The sequence below is a fragment of the Thiohalomonas denitrificans genome, from assembly GCF_016841685.1.
Lineage (GTDB): Bacteria > Pseudomonadota > Gammaproteobacteria > Thiohalomonadales > Thiohalomonadaceae > Thiohalomonas > Thiohalomonas denitrificans_A.
The window spans coordinates 1-16,054 of the sequence record NZ_JAENYR010000005.1 but is presented as its reverse complement, the minus strand read 5'-3'; the positions used below and the strand labels follow the sequence as shown (position 1 = coordinate 16,054).

General features: G+C 59.0%; 13 protein-coding genes. 10 read left to right on the top strand and 3 right to left on the bottom strand.

Annotation, left to right across the window (positions count from 1 at the left end; genetic code table 11):
* Window positions 1–20 precede the first annotated feature (20 nt).
* Window positions 21–1,040 (top strand): LysR family transcriptional regulator, encoded by a 1,020-nt coding sequence (locus Q7L05_RS01645; protein WP_303901070.1) that lies wholly within the window; start codon window positions 21–23, stop codon window positions 1,038–1,040.
* Between the two features lie 366 nt (window positions 1,041–1,406).
* On the opposite strand, the gene Q7L05_RS01640 is transcribed toward Q7L05_RS01645, so the two are convergent.
* The 3 genes from Q7L05_RS01640 to Q7L05_RS01630 all read right to left on the bottom strand — a co-directional run bounded on the left by Q7L05_RS01640 (window position 1,407) and on the right by Q7L05_RS01630 (window position 5,460).
* Entirely contained in the window at window positions 1,407–2,675 is a 1,269-nt protein-coding gene (locus tag Q7L05_RS01640; RefSeq protein ID WP_303901069.1) for an OmpP1/FadL family transporter, read from the bottom strand.
* Between the two features lie 240 nt (window positions 2,676–2,915).
* The gene (locus tag Q7L05_RS01635; protein WP_303901068.1) at window positions 2,916–4,766 is read right to left on the bottom strand and encodes a sensor histidine kinase; all 1,851 of its coding nucleotides are present in this window, start codon (window positions 4,764–4,766) and stop codon (window positions 2,916–2,918) included.
* 67 nt (window positions 4,767–4,833) lie between these two features.
* On the bottom strand, window positions 4,834–5,460 hold the full coding sequence (locus Q7L05_RS01630; protein ID WP_303901067.1) for a hypothetical protein: 627 nt from the start codon (window positions 5,458–5,460) through the stop codon (window positions 4,834–4,836).
* Window positions 5,461–5,813: 353 nt separating this feature from the next.
* Between Q7L05_RS01630 and Q7L05_RS01625 the strand changes: the two genes are divergently transcribed.
* From Q7L05_RS01625 to Q7L05_RS01585, 9 genes are all read left to right on the top strand, one after another.
* Complete coding sequence (locus Q7L05_RS01625; protein WP_303901066.1) at window positions 5,814–6,803, top strand: hypothetical protein; 990 nt, start codon at window positions 5,814–5,816, stop codon at window positions 6,801–6,803.
* A complete protein-coding gene (locus tag Q7L05_RS01620; RefSeq protein ID WP_303901065.1) occupies window positions 6,800–7,786 on the top strand; it encodes a 4Fe-4S binding protein in 987 nt (328 codons plus the stop codon). Before Q7L05_RS01625 ends, Q7L05_RS01620 begins: the two co-directional genes overlap by 4 nt.
* The gene (locus Q7L05_RS01615) at window positions 7,783–9,054 is read left to right on the top strand and encodes a double-cubane-cluster-containing anaerobic reductase (RefSeq protein ID WP_303901064.1); all 1,272 of its coding nucleotides are present in this window, start codon (window positions 7,783–7,785) and stop codon (window positions 9,052–9,054) included. Before Q7L05_RS01620 ends, Q7L05_RS01615 begins: the two co-directional genes overlap by 4 nt.
* Window position 9,055: 1 nt before the next feature.
* Window positions 9,056–9,883 (top strand): acyl-CoA dehydratase activase, encoded by an 828-nt coding sequence (locus Q7L05_RS01610; RefSeq protein ID WP_303901063.1) that lies wholly within the window; start codon window positions 9,056–9,058, stop codon window positions 9,881–9,883.
* Between the two features lie 228 nt (window positions 9,884–10,111).
* Window positions 10,112–12,328: a TonB-dependent receptor gene (locus tag Q7L05_RS01605; RefSeq protein ID WP_303901062.1), complete on the top strand. Its 2,217-nt coding sequence runs from the start codon at window positions 10,112–10,114 to the stop codon at window positions 12,326–12,328.
* A gap of 139 nt (window positions 12,329–12,467) precedes the next feature.
* Window positions 12,468–13,175 carry an urease accessory protein UreH domain-containing protein gene (locus Q7L05_RS01600; protein WP_303901061.1) on the top strand — a complete coding sequence of 236 codons (708 nt, stop codon included), beginning with the start codon at window positions 12,468–12,470 and terminating at the stop codon, window positions 13,173–13,175.
* 344 nt (window positions 13,176–13,519) lie between these two features.
* On the top strand, window positions 13,520–14,146 hold the full coding sequence (locus tag Q7L05_RS01595; protein WP_303901060.1) for a phosphoribosyltransferase: 627 nt from the start codon (window positions 13,520–13,522) through the stop codon (window positions 14,144–14,146).
* Window positions 14,139–14,804 carry a dienelactone hydrolase family protein gene (locus tag Q7L05_RS01590; protein WP_303901059.1) on the top strand — a complete coding sequence of 222 codons (666 nt, stop codon included), beginning with the start codon at window positions 14,139–14,141 and terminating at the stop codon, window positions 14,802–14,804. Before Q7L05_RS01595 ends, Q7L05_RS01590 begins: the two co-directional genes overlap by 8 nt.
* Before the next feature lie 2 nt (window positions 14,805–14,806).
* Window positions 14,807–15,799: a ribose-phosphate diphosphokinase gene (locus tag Q7L05_RS01585; RefSeq protein ID WP_303901058.1), complete on the top strand. Its 993-nt coding sequence runs from the start codon at window positions 14,807–14,809 to the stop codon at window positions 15,797–15,799.
* The last annotated feature ends 255 nt before the right edge of the window (window positions 15,800–16,054 follow it).

Below are 16,054 nucleotides of genomic sequence, written 5' to 3'. Positions count from 1 at the left end.
CCAAGCCACGAACAAACGCCATGAATCCAACACCCAATCTTTACTACAAACAGAATCGGCTCAAGCAGTTACGCGCTTTCTGTCACACTGCACGAGCGGGGAGTATTACGCTGGCAGCGGAAACACTGTTTCTCAGCCAGCCATCGGTTTCACTGCAAATACAGGCGCTGGAGAGGGAATTCGGGGTGACCGTTTTCGAGCGGCGGGGTCCCCACATCAAGATGACGCCGGAAGGGGAGGCGCTCTACAAGCTCGCGGAACCGCTGGTGGAGGGCATCGACAAGCTGCACGAAAGTTTTGCAGCCAATTACGGAAAACTGGAATCCGGGGAGCTTGATATCGCAGCGGGCGAGTCAACCATTCTTTATATACTGGCCGAGCCGCTTCGGCTGTTCGCCAAGGCTTATCCCAATATCCGTTTGAAGCTGCACAACGTTACAGGACGGGATGGCATGGCCATGCTGCGCGCGGATGAAGTGGACCTGGCCGTCGGTTCCATGCTGGAAGTGCCGGAGGAGATCAAGTACCGCCCAGTGGTGACCTATGACCCGACCCTGATTGCCGCGCAGGACCACCCGCTGGCGCACAAGGAAACGGTCACGCTCAAGGATATTGGTCCCCATGGACTCATACTGCCGCCCCGTCATCTCTCCACCTGGCGTATCGTTGACCTGGTATTTCGGCAACACAATGTGAATTACAAGGTGGCGCTGGAGGCCGGCGGCTGGGAGGTGATCAAGAAATACGTGGAGTTGGGGCTCGGTATCTCGATTGTGACCGATGTCTGTCTGACCGGTGATGAGCGGTTGGCGTGCAAATCACTGGTGCGCTACTTCCCCAAGCGCTCCTACGGCATTGTCCTGCGCCAGGGCCGTTTCCTTTCCCCCCAGGCGATGCGTTTTATCGACATCCTCCAGCACTACTACCTCGGCGAACTGGGAGACGGAGTATCTCCCGAAGCCGGTATGGTCGGCTCCGAATTCGAGGAGGCCCTGTCGGGCATGCCCGATGCCGAGGGTTGGAGTGACCGCAAGTTCTAGACGGCTTGCTGGGCAAATAACCGCTGCGCTTCCGTAACTACTCACCCCCTCCGTCATTCCCTGTCACCCCCGCGCAGGCGGGGGGTAGGCGGGAATCCAGAGAACAGAAACATGGCTCAAAATGGATCCCCGCCTGCGCGGGGATGCCGGATTTCCTGGGCCGTGCGCGATGACCCGGGCGAGCAGTTACGCGCTTACTGACTAATCTACGCCAGGGTAGGGGAGAGTTTTTCCCGATGGGGTAGGGAGCCCGCTCCCTGGGGGATTCTTTCGCGCGAATCGCGGCGAGGGTGCCACTCCTACCGTGATGATTCGATAGCGTCTGACTAAACAGCGGCGTGGGGCCGGAGCCCCGCGCCGGCGGCTTCAGAAATGATAGCCGACGTTCAGGCCGAAGGAGGTTTCCCCCAGTTTGATTTCGGCACCCGGGGCGATCGGATCGTCCGCCGGGGCCGTGAAGGTTTCTTCCGGGGAATACATGTAATGTGCGGCCAATTCCCAGTGTTGGTTGAACCGGTAATCGCCGCCGATGGTGTAGTGGTCCTCGACCACGGCCGGCAGGATCAGATTGCGGCTGACCTCTTCATCGCCAAACGGCGAATCAGCGTGATTGTAACCAATACGCAGGTTGAATCGGTTATTCACCGCGTAGGCGAGACCGAGGGCATACACCGTCTGATCATCCCAGCCCGGATCCATCGGGACTGTTACGCCCGGGCCTTCCACGGTCAGCTTGTTCATGGTGTCGGACCAGTCGATCCACTTGAGATCCGCCGAAACGGTCAATGTGGGTGTGGCCTGATAGGCGATACCGAGGGAGGCTTGCTGAGGGTAGTCGAGATCCAGTTTATAGGTGCCCGCCGGAAGAGGGTTGCCCAACTGATCCGTGATATCCCCCTGTGCCAACTGGTATTCCAGATCGGAAAACTCCTGGCGGCTCTTGTAGGCGAAGCCGAGGTCGATGGACTTGGTCAGGTCGTAGAACATTCCAAAGGAGAAGCCCAGGCCGAACGAACTGGTGGAGCGCCCCAGATCGAAGTTGGAAACGGTTGCGTCACCCATTCCGTCACCAGTCGTATCCTGCATGGCGCGCTGGCGGAAGGCCACGGACTGGTAGTCGATGTTCAGGGAGGCGCCCAGGCTAAGCCGCTCATTCTGGTTCCAGGCCACGGTCGGCGCCATCTGCCAGAAGGAGATATTGGAGTAGCCGTCCCAGTACACGCCCGGCGACATCAATGTCGGCGCATAATCAACGCCCATGCCGGAGGTGCCATACATGCCGCCGCCGAAAAAGACGTCCTGGTTCTGTTCGCTAACTGGTGCGGTCCAGCCGATGGCGGGCACACCGTACATATCCACTGCACTCTCAGCCGTATCTCCACCCGTTGCCGAAAAACCGGCTTCGCGCTCGGGCATGAAGGCTTCCATGGAAAAGTCGGCGCGGCTGCCGATACGGGCCATGCCGGCGGGATTGGTCACGGCGGTCATGGCGCTGCCGGGATTTGCGGTAACGGCTCCGCCCAGTGACTTCTGATAGGCCCCTACGCCGATCAGCTGGTAGCCGTTGGTGGCGAAGGCTGTGCAGGGGGTGTAGACGGCAAGAGCGACAACGAGGGTACGATAAGTATGTTTCATCTTATAATTGATTTGTTGTATTGAACGTTAAGCCAAACTCACTATTCGGCCTTCTCCAGGTGCCACAGGTGGCGGGTCAAAATATTCTAACATTGACGCGTACTGATTTGCTCATACGGCTTATCATGGCTCAAGCAACGCTGCAGATGCTGAGGGTAATCGGGTCGGGGGGAGGAGTTGCGCGATATCCATGCAGAGGGCATGGCCATACTTTGGGTGAATCCCGGCGTTCTGAAGTGGCTACACCTGGTTCGGGCCGTTCGCCAGGATCTCTTTCGGCCAGGTAAAACGGAATGTTGTACCTTGAGCCGGCGATGATTCCAGATGGATATCACCGCCGATGTTCTCGACCACTTTTTTTACCACCGTCAGACCCACCCCGGTACCGGTCGATTTCGGTGCACGGGGTCCTTGCCGAAAGAGGTTGAAAACCCGTTCCTGACACTCGCCAGGTATGCCGGGGCCGTCGTCGGCAACAGTAAATTCATAGACCGTGCCCAGATCACGCGAGGATACTGAAACCCGTCCATCGGGACGGTCGTGGTGTTTGACAGCATTGTCGAGCAGGTGGCTGAACACCTGATGGAGGTGAAATGTATCGGTCGTGAAGCGAGGCATATCCGAAACGATTTCAAACCGAAACTCGGGGGGATGCTCGGTCGCGGCAATAACATTCTCAATCAAATCGGCGGTGGCTACGGTTTTCAGTTCCCCGACCCGACCGCCGGCCTGGGAATATTCCAGCAGGGAGTTGAGTAGCTGATCCATGTACGCCACGCGATCGCGTAGCAACTGCATATGGCGCCGGCCATCCGCGGAGAGGTGCGGGGCGGTCTCCTCTTCGATCCAGCTAGAGAGTCCGTGAACGGATCGCAAAGGAGCCTTGAGATCATGGGAGGTGACGTAGGCGAACTGTTCCAGCTCGGCATTGGCGCGTTTCAGACGCGCTTCGTTTGCCCGCAGCGCCTCCTCGAGACGTTTGCGTTCATCAATATCGATGAGAGCGCCAATGTGACGAAGCGGATGGCGTTTTTCCCCCTCGCCGGCGAAAAACACCTTGCTTCGGTTGAGTACCCAGGACTCTTTTCCACTCGGTTGTAAAATTCGGTGCTCAATCTTTATATCGCCGGCGCGGGCCGGATCCATGGCGGCCTGTATGGCTCGCAGAATGTTTTTGCGGTCGTCGGGGTGAAAACAGGTTGGGAGTCGGTCCGCCTCCAGTGCTATTGGTGCCTCCGGTGACAATCCAAACAGCTTTTTGATTTCCGGGGACCAGTACTCCTCACCAGTTTTCAGGTTCAAGTCGAACGAACCGAAGCCGGCGGTCTTGGCCGCAATGCGCATTCGCGCCTCCTGCAGCCGCAGTTGTTTTTCCACCTGCTTCATACGGCTCAGATCCATGACGAAGATGGCCCCGGTCAAGGTCCCATCGGGTGTTCTTTCGAAAGGCACAAGCCCGATCAGGACCGGGACCCGTTCCCCATTTTTGGTGATGTACTCCTTCTCGTACGGGCCAAATGGCAGGCCGCTGGAATGGACCTGCCGAAGGGCTTCTGCGGTCACCTCAGTGAATTCAGAGGGCGTGAGCCGATCCCAGCGAAGCTTTCCGGCTTCGACCTCGGCCGGGGTATACCCGAGCATGTCAAGAAGTACCGGGTTGGCATGCTTGATGCGGCCTGTAGTGTCGGCTAGGGCGATCCCGACGTTGCCGGCCTCCAACAGACGCCGAAAGCGCAAGTCATTGAGATCGGAAGTCTCCTTGCTGTGTTTGAGGTAAACCACCAGAACAACGACAACGAAATTGATGGCCAGGTACAGTGCGACCCCGAACGATTCGCCTGGCTCAGCCGAAAAACTGCCGTGCGGCGGCATGAAGAGGTAGGCGGCAGCGAGCGCACCCAGGGAAAGTGTAAGCAGCGCCGGTCCCCGGCCGCCATACCAGGCGACCACCATGGAGGCGCCAAAGAAGGTGGTTATCGTTCCATGAAAGCCAAGAGCCTGGTCAAGGGCATGGGGCAGCAGGCCCGCGAGCAATAACGCCGGAATGATAAATCCGTATCGAACGAGTGTCGGGAATTTTCTGTAAGCCATAACCGACTCCCCGTTGACTCCGGGGCTCTGTGCATCGGCTGCTTATTTAACGGTTAATCGGTGACGATTACAACCAGACCTGGACTCCGCCCTCATTTCCATGTCGCCGGGTATCGAGCCACCGCCGGCCCCTCTCGGTGAGCCCGAAATTTGCATCGATGAGCCCGTCCCTGAAAAGAGCGTGGGAATATTCCCAGGGGGCACCATCCCGAGGTCCGTCATAGAAGTCGGCCAGTGGAGCCTGCCCCTCCTCCGGCGCATCGAATACCTCTTCAAATTCAGTCTCTTCAAAACGCATTCGGTCAATCCGGCGCTCAGTCAGTCCGGGGGACTCACTGATGCGTCGAACGGGTGTTCCATCGAGAATGATTTCGTAAGCGGGGCCCGGTGCCTGTCGGATTTCCAACAGGCCTCCGCTGGAACTACGCCCCTTGAACAGAGGCGGCTGTTCAAGCTGCGGACCTGCCGGCACCGGCGCAAAGTGATGGAAATGGGCACGCCACGCTTCGCGTTCGGACTCATTTACCCAGCGCTTCAACATCGACTCAAAATCGGCCTGCAGCTCCTCCAGCTCCTTTTCATGCCGGCGCCGCTGTTGACTGTGGAGTCCCGCTTTCTCTTTGTTTTCCTGCTTACGGTGATGGAACTCGGTCGCGAGCCGGCGCAGAACGTCAGCGGGATACAAGGTCGACATGTCAACCTCCTCAGATGCGTTTATAGCGAAGATAGCGCATTCGTACGCTGTAGGGGGTCACTCCAAACTGTGTGCTTTGCCCCTGATGGGTGCGGCATAACACGCACCCTCGTTTGAAGTTCGAACTTTACTTCTGAAAAAACAGTGAATTAGCCATCGGCATGAAATGTGCTCCGTGCACGGATTGTGTCCTTGTGTATCGAATTGTGTCTGTTTGTGTCTGAGCCGCCGGAGCACAGGGTATCTGCTCAGCATAGAGGAGCCGAATGGTCCCTCAAGGTACTCCATAAAAAACGAGCGGTAACGCACGCCGGTATTCATGAACGTGATTTTTGATGGTGGGGTGAATGGGCATGGGAGAGAAGATGGCAGAGTGGCGATACTGGGTGATCGGGTTTGTGCTGCTGTCCGGTGGGCTGGCCGGAAGCGCCCAGGCCGAACCGGTTTGGTTTTCCGATCAGCCGCCGGATGCGGAGTGGGCCAAGCGTGCACACCACGCGCACGGCGGGATGATCGAACGGGGCCGTGGAGGCGTCTACGTCAAGCGGCTCTGGCTGAGAGCCGGGGGTGAGCCGGCCTCCGCCGTCTATACGCAGCCCGCCGATGATGCCAGTTTCGGCGTGTTCGGCATCGATGGCGAAAGCCTTGCACCCGACCTGTTCAAGGTCGCCAGCGGTGGCGGCATCACCTTCCCCATGCCCGAAGAAGGGTTCTATAACGCCTATTTCATCGAACGCAGCGTCGAAGATGCCGTGCTGAAGACCTCCATCGTCAAGGCGGAGGTCCTCAAGCACAGCTGCGGCGAGGGACACGATCCCAAACTCACTGCATCACGCATGCCGCCGCGGGACCGGGCCGGTGTGCCCCTGGAGATCATTCGCGAACGTCTCCCCGGTGAAGATTTTCATACGCGGATTCGATCCGGCGATAAGGTGGGCTTTCGCGTCCACTACAAAGGGAGCCCCGCCGCCGGTGCCAACGTCAGCTTGACCACCCGGGAGGGTTGGACCAAACAGGTGGTGGCAGACGCGGACGGTAGGGCTGTGTTCAAGCTGATTCGTGATTACTATCCCGCCTGGAACGACTTTGACAAGAGGCATCACGAGGCCTTTCTGGTCACCGCGGAGTATCGGGTCGAGACGCCCGGTGAGCTGAATGGCACACCGTTCGAAAAGGCCCACTATCGGGCAACCCTGCCGGGCATCTTTTATCCCTCCGAAGTGGAGTACTCGTCCTATCTGGTAGGTCTCATCGTGGCGCTGATCGCAGCGGCACTGGGTGCCGGAGGGGTGTTCCTCTACCGCCTGAAGCACAGCCGGGCGGGACGGGAGCGGCTCCAGTGAAGCGGCTACGGGCATTCATCAACGGGGCCGATATCCGGCGGTTTCGCTTCTGGGTCCAGTTGGGGTTTTTTGTCCTGCTGGTGTACGGCGGATACTTCCTGATCAATCTCGGCCAGTCCCTGCCGACGTTCTCCTGTGGCTTCAACCAGCCGGGGCGGGCGGGAGTCTGCTATCTCCTGCCGCTGCAGCATCAGACCCACATCCCCTGGGACAGCATCATCAGCTGGCGCGGGCTCGGCATTCTCACCGGCCTGCTGACCTTTGTCGCCTGGCTTTTCGTCTTCAACAAGGCGTGGTGCGGATATGCCTGCCCGCTGGGAACCATCCAGGACTGGATGACGAGCCTGCGTCAGAAGCTCGGTATTCGCTATTCCACCTATAGCCTGGATTGGTTCACCCGGCTCAAGAAGATCAAGTACATCCTTTTGATCCTATTGATCGTGATCCCGTTTCTGATGGCGAATTCCGTGGCGGGACTGCCGACCCTGCCGGAGGACATGGGGACGCCGTTCTGCAAGATCTGTCCGGCACGCATGGTGATCCCGGCGTTTACCGGTGATTTCTCCCAGTGGACCGTGGACTTCTCCACCGGCACCGCCGCCACCATGACCGGACTTGGGATGCTGGTGCTCGGGATCTTCTTTATCGGCGGGTTCATCAACAAGCGTTTTTTCTGCTTTTTCTGTCCCATGAGCGCGCTCCATTCGCTGTTTTCGAAAGTGGCGCTGCTGAAGCTGCGCAAGGACGGCAGCAAGTGCACCCGTTGCGGTGATTGCTATCGCGCCTGCGACATGCAGATCAAGGAAATAGCGGACGATGTCGAGAGTAAAACGCTGATCAAGGACGACTGCATGATGTGCTTCAAGTGCGTCGCCTCCTGTCCCGAGGAGGGGGCACTCAAGGCCTCGTTCATGGGGATCCCCATCTATGAATCGACCGAAGCCGGTTTCTTCAAGCGCATGACCAAGAGGAGGAAGAGATGAGCGCCGAGGTAAAGGCAAAACAGACCGAGATGGCGCGCAAGCAGCTATCCCGCGAATCCGCTCAGGCGCTGAACAAGATTGAAAAGGACTTTCCCGATAATCCGAAGGCAATGGATTACTTCTACGACCTCTACCGCCGCATTCACTGCGAAGGCGAGGTGCCGCACCCGGGAAAAAAGGTCATCGGCACCACCTGCGTGCAGGTTCCCGAGGAGCTCATTTATGCGGCCGGTGCCGTACCCGTACGTCTTTGTAACGGGTCCCATACCTACGACCAGCTCGGGGCGGAGTTCATGCCGGCCAAGTCCTGCTCCCTGGTCAAGGCGACCCTCGGCATGCTCTCCAGTGGACTCGCCTCCTGGCTCGACGAAGGCCGGGACATTGTCAACGTGACCACCTGTGACCAGAAGACCAAATCGGGTCGCCTGATGGAGGAGGCCGGCTACCGGGTCCATCACCTCGAACTGCCTCCCTCCAAGGAGAGTGAGGCGGCCCGCACCTATTGGCAGAGCAATGTCAACGGATTCGCCCGGGAGCTGGGTTCGCTCACCGGACACAAGATCACCCGCAACAGCCTGCGCGACAGTATCGCCAGGGTGGCGCGCGCGCAGCAGGCCTTTCGCAGACTGCATCGCCTGCGCATGGCGCCGCTCGCGCCCATCCTCGGCAAGGATGTGTTTCTGGTGACGAATGCCTATTTCTTCGACGACATCGATGCCTGGACCGATGCCGTCGAGGCGCTGAATGATGAGGTGGAGAAGCGCTGCGAGGAGGGCTTCGCCGCCGCCCAGCGCCGGGCACCGCGTATTCTGTTTACCGGTTCACCGCCCATCTTTCCCAACCTCAAGCTGCCCACGCTAATCGAGCAGTCGGGGGCGGTGATTGTCGCCGACGAAACCTGCTCCGCCAATCGCATGCTCTACGACGCCGTCAATGTCGATGAGTGGCAGCTCTACGACATGGTGGATGCAGTCGCCGACCGTGCGCTCAAACCCTGCACCTGTCCCATCTTCATCAGTGACGAGGATCGCAAGCGCCGGCTACTGGAGTTGGCACGCACATTCGCGGTGGATGGTGTGGTGTACCAGGCCTTTTCCGGGTGTCAGGTCTTTGAAATGGAACAGCGCAGTATCAGCCGCTTCCTCGCCGACGAGGGGATCCCCTCGCTGTACGTGGAGACCGATTACAGCCCCGATGATGTCGGTCAGCTTTCGACACGCATCGAGGCGTTCATCGAGTCGCTCAAGGCACGCAGAAGGAGAAAATAGCATGCCGTATTTTGCAGGTATCGACATCGGTTCCACCGCGATCAAGGTGGTTCTGGTCGATGAGGCGGACAACCTTTTCGCCAGTAAAACGGTCGCAACCGGCAGCCATTTCTACGGCAATGCGCAAGAGGCGTTCCACTCACTGCTGAAGGAAAACAGCCTTGAGCAGGCGGATATCGCTTTTCTTACGGCGACCGGCTACGGGCGAAAACTCTACCGCGAAGCCGATGAATCCGTGAGCGAGATCACCGCCAATGCCATGGGGGCAAAGAAGGCGGGAGAGGCCTACGGCGGCGTGCGGACCATTATCAATATCGGCGGTCAGGATTCGAAGGCGATTCAGATCGACGAGGATGGCAATGTGGTCACTTTCGCCATGAATGACAAGTGTGCCGCAGGTACCGGTCGTTTTCTCGACATGGCAGCGCGCAACCTCGAGCTCAACCTGGACGAGCTCGGTGATTGCCATTTCAACCTCAAGGGCGCACCGCCTGCGATTAACAGCACCTGTGCCGTATTTGCCGAATCGGAGGTGATCGGTCTGCTGGCGAGCGGTTATTCCAAAGAAGAGATTGTTGCGGGTATCCACTATTCGATCGCCAAGCGAACCGTCCGGCTCGCCAAGCGGGTCGGTCTGGAAGACCGCATCTACTTCGATGGTGGTCCCGCTCTGAACAAGGGGCTGGTGGCGGCATTCGAAGAGGAGCTGATGCGCGAGCTGGTGATCCCCGATATCCCTCAAATCACCACGGCCTACGGCGCCGCGATTCTCGCCCGTGAAGCGTGGCAGGCGGAAGCGGCCGATGCCGAGCAGACTTGCAGGTCCTGAAGCCCGGAATCTGGCCAACCGCTTCAGAGAGACAAATGCTATCGATTTTCGGGATGAACCATATGGCTGATTTACAGCACAGAAGATGAATACCAAATAATTCAAGAATTTCAATTTTGGAATTTTATTGCCATCGATAGGAAGTTAGTCACAGGGCTACGGATGCCCATCAGGGAGGCAGTGACACGGAAAAAACATAATCGATCATAATTATTTAAGGGGTTAGGTATGTTTGAATTTCGTCAGTCTCGGCTGGCATCGGCCGTCAGCGCCGCAATGTTGGGCGGCGTGATGCTTTCCGGAACTCAGGTCGCCACGGCAGAAGACCTGGGCATTATCCAGGTGGAGTCCACCACCATCGACGACCGTTTCGATAGCAAGCGGGGTGAACCTTCGAACATTGGCGTCGTCAGGGGCGAAGAGGTGGATGCGGCGCATGCCGAAAACATCCAGCAGATACTGCAGCAAATCCCCGGTGTTACCACGGAGGTGCAGAGCGGTGACTCCCTGAAGATCCATATCCGCGGAGTGGAGAATCAGGTCTACATGGGGGAAAAACCGGGCGTGGCCGTCGTCATCGATGGCGTGCCTGTTTTTGAACGGACCGGCCGCGTCAACATCGATCTCGACAACATCGAGTCCATCAAGGTAGTCAAAGGCGGCGCCTCCTATCTATTCGGTGATGATGCCCTCTCAGGTGCCGTGATTATCACCACCAAGCGCGGCGCGGACAAGGCCGGCTATTTGGTTCAGGCCGAAGGCGGCAGCTTCGGACATCAAAAGGGACTGGCTCGGGCAGGTTTCGCGGGTGAAAAAGCGAACGGACATGTCCAGGTCTCCAGCCGCCAGACGGACGGCTATTATGACGATTCCGCATCCCAGGCGGATTATCTTAACGGTAAACTGCAATATTACCTGAGCGATACCAGTGACCTGACCTTTGGCTTCGAACGCTCCAATCGGGAGAAGGGGAGCCATGGCAATGTCAAAGGGGTCACTGCGGCCGAGGAGGATCCGAAGAGTGAGGACCCCTCCTACAACGATTACGCCAATCACTTTGACGTCGATCTGTCCAAGTACTTCCTGACCTATTCCAACGATATTGGAGAAGCGTCGAACTGGATGGTCAATGCCTACCAGTTCACCGACGACACCGAGTTTGTAACCGCTCCCACCGACGATGATCCGGAAGTCTACACCTATGACAACGACTATCATCAGGTGCAGCGCGGAGTGAAGTCGGAGTTCCGGACCGGCGGCGAGACCGTTGCCTGGATGGCGGGGGTGGATCTGCGCGATAACCTGTACCAGAACCGCGACACCTTCCGAATCGAGACCACTGGCTGGAATGCAGCTTTACCTGGTGATCCGGCCAACTTCAACGACACCGACGAAAAGGTGCAGGCGCTGTATGGCGAAGTTAAAATGCAGGCGACCGAGCGGCTGACCTTTACCACCAATGGTCGGGTAGACCGCATCGAGCTGGAGTACGAGGATAAGCTGGATTCGGAGCTCAACGGTGAAAAGGATTTCGATGTCTTCTCATGGCGACTGGGCGGCAACTATTCGCTTCGCCCGAACATGGACCTCTACGCCAATGCCTCCACGGGATTTCGGGCACCCTCTCCGGAGCAGTTGTTCGTGGGCAGCAATAGCCCCAGCCATAAAACCGCACCCAATCCGGACCTCGACCCCGAAACCACCATCAACAGGGAAATCGGGTTTCGGACCAAAACCAGTTGGCTGGGTCTGCCGGTCGATCTCGATGCCGCCATCTTCCAACTCGATCGTTACGACCATATCCAGTCCACCGGGGGGCAGTACTCCACCAGTACCGATGCCGTTTACGATAACGTGGGGGATTTCCGCAGCCGCGGGCTTGAACTCTCGCTGCTGACCGACCCCTCCCGCAAGCTATCGATGGACATCGCTTATACCTATCTCGACAGCACCTATACGAAATATGACGACTACCACTTGAGAGTGGAGCCGGTTGGTGGGAGCTGTTCGTCTGGTTTTACAGGAATAACGGAATATAACTACAGAACAGGAACAATGGAGGTTGTCGCCTGCGACAAGACCTACGACAACGCCGGGAACAGCGTTCCACGCGTACCGGAGCACCACGCCAATCTGCGGCTGCTTTACCGGCCAGCCAGTAAGTGGCTGTTGACCGGAGAAATGGATGCTATCTCCTCCTATTACGCCGATGAAATCAACCAGGAAAAAATCGATGGCCACGAGGTCTTCAATCTGCTGTTGAATTACGACGCCAAGGACTGGTCTTTCTTCGCCCGCGTCGACAATGTCATGGATGAGCGTTTTTACAACACGGTCCGTGGCACGGGGGATGGTAATGAAGATGGTGTCTACGATGAGGAGGATCTTTCAATCGTCGTGAATCCGGGCCGGGCGTACTATGCAGGTGTGTCCCTGCGTTTCTGAACCGATTCGGCAGGAAACGCACCACAAAGGATTTCAGACTGGGGCAGGGATGCCCTTCCTGGTCGGAATCGCAACCGAAACGGCCGCCCGGAAACAGGGCGGCCATGCTATCCCGAATGACGAATCCCGGAGCACGTAAATGGAACCGGTCGCACTCAGCTTCTCGGCAGCGCTAGTGATGGGCCTGATCTACGGTGCAGGGCCCTGCAATATCGCCTGTCTGCCCTATCTCGGGCCGGTCTTTCTGGCCCGCTCGGGCGGTATCAGACAGGCTTGGCGCACTATTCTGCCGTTTTCGCTGGGCCGGCTCTCTGCCTACGCGGCCCTCGGCGCGGCAGCGGCAGCTGTGGGGCGTGCGGTGACGGTGCAGTTGGAATACGGCGCCGGGGCCGTCCTGCTCGGTGCCGCATCGGTCATCGTCGGCCTTGTGATCCTGTGGCGGTCGCGCCGAACGGGTAAAGGCACACCGTCATCCTGCAGTGCACACCCTTCTCCCGGGAATCAATCGGAAATCATTTTGCACCACAAACCTGCCGATACCGCGCTCATGCCGATGGGATTGTTTGGAATGGGTGCGGCCATGGCGCTCAATCCATGTGTGCCGCTCGGCACGGTGGCACTGGCGGCTGCCGTCACGGCTGACCCGACCGCGGGTTTGATGCTGGGGGTGGGATTCGGCTTGGGTGCGGTAGCCATTCCCGCCGTTCTGTTCAGCCTGGTGGTGGCGCATATCGGTGCTGAGGTCCGTGAGCGCCTGGCAGGCTGGAAGGGTGGGCTGGAGCGGACCGCGGGTGCCATGCTTATCGGTATGGGCGCGCTCAGTATCTCGGGACTGTTTCATCCCTGAACCATCAGTTTCTTGCTCTCCAGGAGCCTGTCGGACTCAGCCAGTGGTAGCGGCACGGCATGGTGGGAGAGCGGTCACCAATTTTTTCGATTGAGGAGCCTACGACTGCACGGACGCAGTCGTTAGAGCCCCGCATCCCGCAATGGATGGCGGTAGTAGAGAATGTCTGGAACCTGTTCTCAAGGAGCCAAGCCGACTGGTTCTATGTACAAAAAATCGAGGCAATCTGGACTGCACTGCCCTCAGCCCGGTAGATTATTCACAAGTCCGATAGGCTGCTAGCCCAAAAGCCCCTTTCCGTTTCCTATACTGCGGATAACCGACCGAGAAGGGTGGAGAGGCGTATGTTCCGAAATCGCGAGGAAGCCGCCGAAGAGATCGCCGAGCGGCTGGAGCACCACCGCGGCGATAACCCTCTTGTTCTGGCTATTCCCCGGGGCGGGGCACCCATGGGACGCATCGTTGCCGACCACCTCGAGGGCGAGCTCGATGTGGTTCTGGTCCATAAGCTGGGCGCGCCGGGGAACCCGGAGTATGCCATCGGTTCAGTGGATGAGAGCGGACATGTGGAGTTGACGCCGGTGGCTCGGCAGTATGGTATAGAGCAGTCCTATATCGACGAAGAGGCGGAGCGGCAGCTGAAAAAGATCCGCCAGCGCCGTGAACGCTATGGACGTCCTCCGGCCAAGGCCGAGGGCCGGGTGGTCATTCTGGTCGATGACGGTATCGCAACCGGTTCCACGCTGCAGGCGGCGATCCGCTCCGTGCAGGCGCAAAGGCCTGCGAAGGTGATCGTCGGAATCGGCGCGGCGCCCCCGGAAACCGCCGAACGCATCGGGAAGTCGGTGGATGAGATGGTCTGTCTGATGACGCCCAGCTCGTTCATGGCGGTCGGGCAATTCTTCGAGGACTTCGGTCAGGTTACGGACGACGAGGTCATCGCGCTTCTGGGAGGGAATCAGCATGAATGATCGGGCCGCCATCGAAAAACGTGAAGTTATGATAGAAACACCGGACGCGACGCTCCCGGGTAACCTTAACATTCCCGAAGGGAGTCGAGCCATCGTGCTGTTCGCCCATGGCAGCGGCAGCAGTCGGTTCAGCCCCCGCAATCGTCTGGTAGCCGAGGACCTCAATGGCGGCGGTTTGGCGACGCTGCTTTTCGACCTGTTGACGCCGGACGAGCATCAAATCGATCAGTACAGTGCCGAATTCCGTTTCGACATCGGCCTGCTTTCCCGACGTCTCGGGAACGCCGTGGATTGGGTTCTAAGCCAGCCGGAGCTGCAGTCCCTGCACATCGGCCTGTTCGGGGCCAGCACCGGTGCGGCGGCAGCACTCAACGTTGCTGCCAGGAAACCGGAGAGCATAGCGGCTGTGGTCTCCCGCGGGGGCCGTCCCGATATGGCCGGAGAGGCACTGGCCCGGGTCAAGGCACCAACGCTGCTGCTGGTCGGGGGGCTTGATGAGCAGGTGATCCAGCTCAACCGTGAGGCCGCCGAACAGATGCAGGCAGAGACTCGGCTGGAAATCGTGCCCGGTGCGACTCACCTGTTCGAGGAGCCCGGCAAACTTGAACAGGTCGCGGGTCTGGCCCGGGAGTGGTTCCAGGCCCATACGGGACAATGAGCATGCCGCCCACACCGATGCTGTTTGTCCTTGAGGCATCCCGGGAATTCGGCCAAAGCGTGGCCCGGGCCCTGGATGTCTCGCTTAGTGAACATGAAGAGCGCGAGTTCGAGGATGGTGAACACAAGGCGCGCCCGCTGGTGGAGGTGCGGGATCGGGATGTCTATGTCGTCCAGTCGCTGCACGGCCGCGGCGGGCAGGGCGTGAACGAAAAACTGGTCCGGCTCCTGTTTTTCATCGGGACGTTGAAGCAGTCGGGGGCTGCGCGGGTCACTGCGGCGCTGCCTTATCTCTGCTACGCCCGCAAGGATCGTCGGACCAAACCCCATGACCCGGTAACCACGCGGTACGTGGCGATGCTGTTCGAAGCCGTCGGTACGGATGGAGTACTGGCGGTAGATGTCCACAATCCCTCGGCCTTTGAAAACGCCTTTCGCTGCTCAACCGAACACCTGGAGGCGCGGCACGCCTTTGCTGCCCCCGTGGCTGATTTCATCGGAGGAGACGACACCCTGGTGCTTTCTCCCGATTCCGGGGGGGTCAAGCGCGCCGAGCGGTTCCGTGAAGTCCTGGAGCGGCAATTGAAAAGGCCGGCCAGTAACGGATTCATGGAGAAAAAGCGCAGCGGCGGTGTCGTCTCCGGAGAACAATTGGTCGGAGATGTAGCCAACAAGACGGTCGTCATTGTCGACGACCTGATTGCCGGTGGCACCACCCTAACCCGGGCGGCAGAGGCGTGTAAAAAGCGCGGCGCGCGTCGGATGATCGCTGTTGCCACCCATGGTGTGTTTGCCCCGGGAGCGGGCGACAAACTGAGTGAATCCCCGTTGGAGCGCATCTTCATCGGCGACACCGTCCCCCCCGAGGCCCTGGATTCACAATTTCTGGCACAGCGGGTCGAGGTGATTGGGCTCGGCCCCTTCGTCGCCGAAGCCATCTGTCGTCTGCACGGGGGCGAATCGCTGGCGGATCTTTCGCAGGCCTACGGCTATTGAACCGGCTTGCCGTATTGACGCAAATCGCCGCGAGGGCGCGCCTCCTACCGGGAATGTGCCTCCGCTCTTTCTGGGTAGGAGGGCCGCCGCCCCCGGCGCGATACTCCGTGATGCCAATCGCCGCGAGGGCGCGCCTCCTGCCGGAAATGTGCCTCCGCTCTTTCTGGTAGGAGGGCCGCCCCTGGCGCAATATACCTTGAGCCAATCGCCGCGAGGGCGCGCCTCCTACCGGGGATGTGCCTCCGCTCTTTCTGG

What these genes read in the sequence shown, in the direction of transcription:
- Q7L05_RS01590 (WP_303901059.1), top strand. Translation starts at nt 14,139, where the DNA reads ATGAATGATCGGGCCGCCATCGAAAAACGTGAAGTTATGATAGAAACA.
- Q7L05_RS01630 (WP_303901067.1), bottom strand. Translation starts at nt 5,460, where the DNA reads ATGTCGACCTTGTATCCCGCTGACGTTCTGCGCCGGCTCGCGACCGAG.
- Q7L05_RS01600 (WP_303901061.1), top strand. Translation starts at nt 12,468, where the DNA reads ATGGAACCGGTCGCACTCAGCTTCTCGGCAGCGCTAGTGATGGGCCTG.
- Q7L05_RS01615 (WP_303901064.1), top strand. Translation starts at nt 7,783, where the DNA reads ATGAGCGCCGAGGTAAAGGCAAAACAGACCGAGATGGCGCGCAAGCAG.
- Q7L05_RS01640 (WP_303901069.1), bottom strand. Translation starts at nt 2,675, where the DNA reads ATGAAACATACTTATCGTACCCTCGTTGTCGCTCTTGCCGTCTACACC.
- Q7L05_RS01585 (WP_303901058.1), top strand. Translation starts at nt 14,807, where the DNA reads ATGCCGCCCACACCGATGCTGTTTGTCCTTGAGGCATCCCGGGAATTC.
- Q7L05_RS01605 (WP_303901062.1), top strand. Translation starts at nt 10,112, where the DNA reads ATGTTTGAATTTCGTCAGTCTCGGCTGGCATCGGCCGTCAGCGCCGCA.
- Q7L05_RS01595 (WP_303901060.1), top strand. Translation starts at nt 13,520, where the DNA reads ATGTTCCGAAATCGCGAGGAAGCCGCCGAAGAGATCGCCGAGCGGCTG.
- Q7L05_RS01625 (WP_303901066.1), top strand. Translation starts at nt 5,814, where the DNA reads ATGGGAGAGAAGATGGCAGAGTGGCGATACTGGGTGATCGGGTTTGTG.
- Q7L05_RS01645 (WP_303901070.1), top strand. Translation starts at nt 21, where the DNA reads ATGAATCCAACACCCAATCTTTACTACAAACAGAATCGGCTCAAGCAG.
- Q7L05_RS01610 (WP_303901063.1), top strand. Translation starts at nt 9,056, where the DNA reads ATGCCGTATTTTGCAGGTATCGACATCGGTTCCACCGCGATCAAGGTG.
- Q7L05_RS01635 (WP_303901068.1), bottom strand. Translation starts at nt 4,766, where the DNA reads ATGGCTTACAGAAAATTCCCGACACTCGTTCGATACGGATTTATCATT.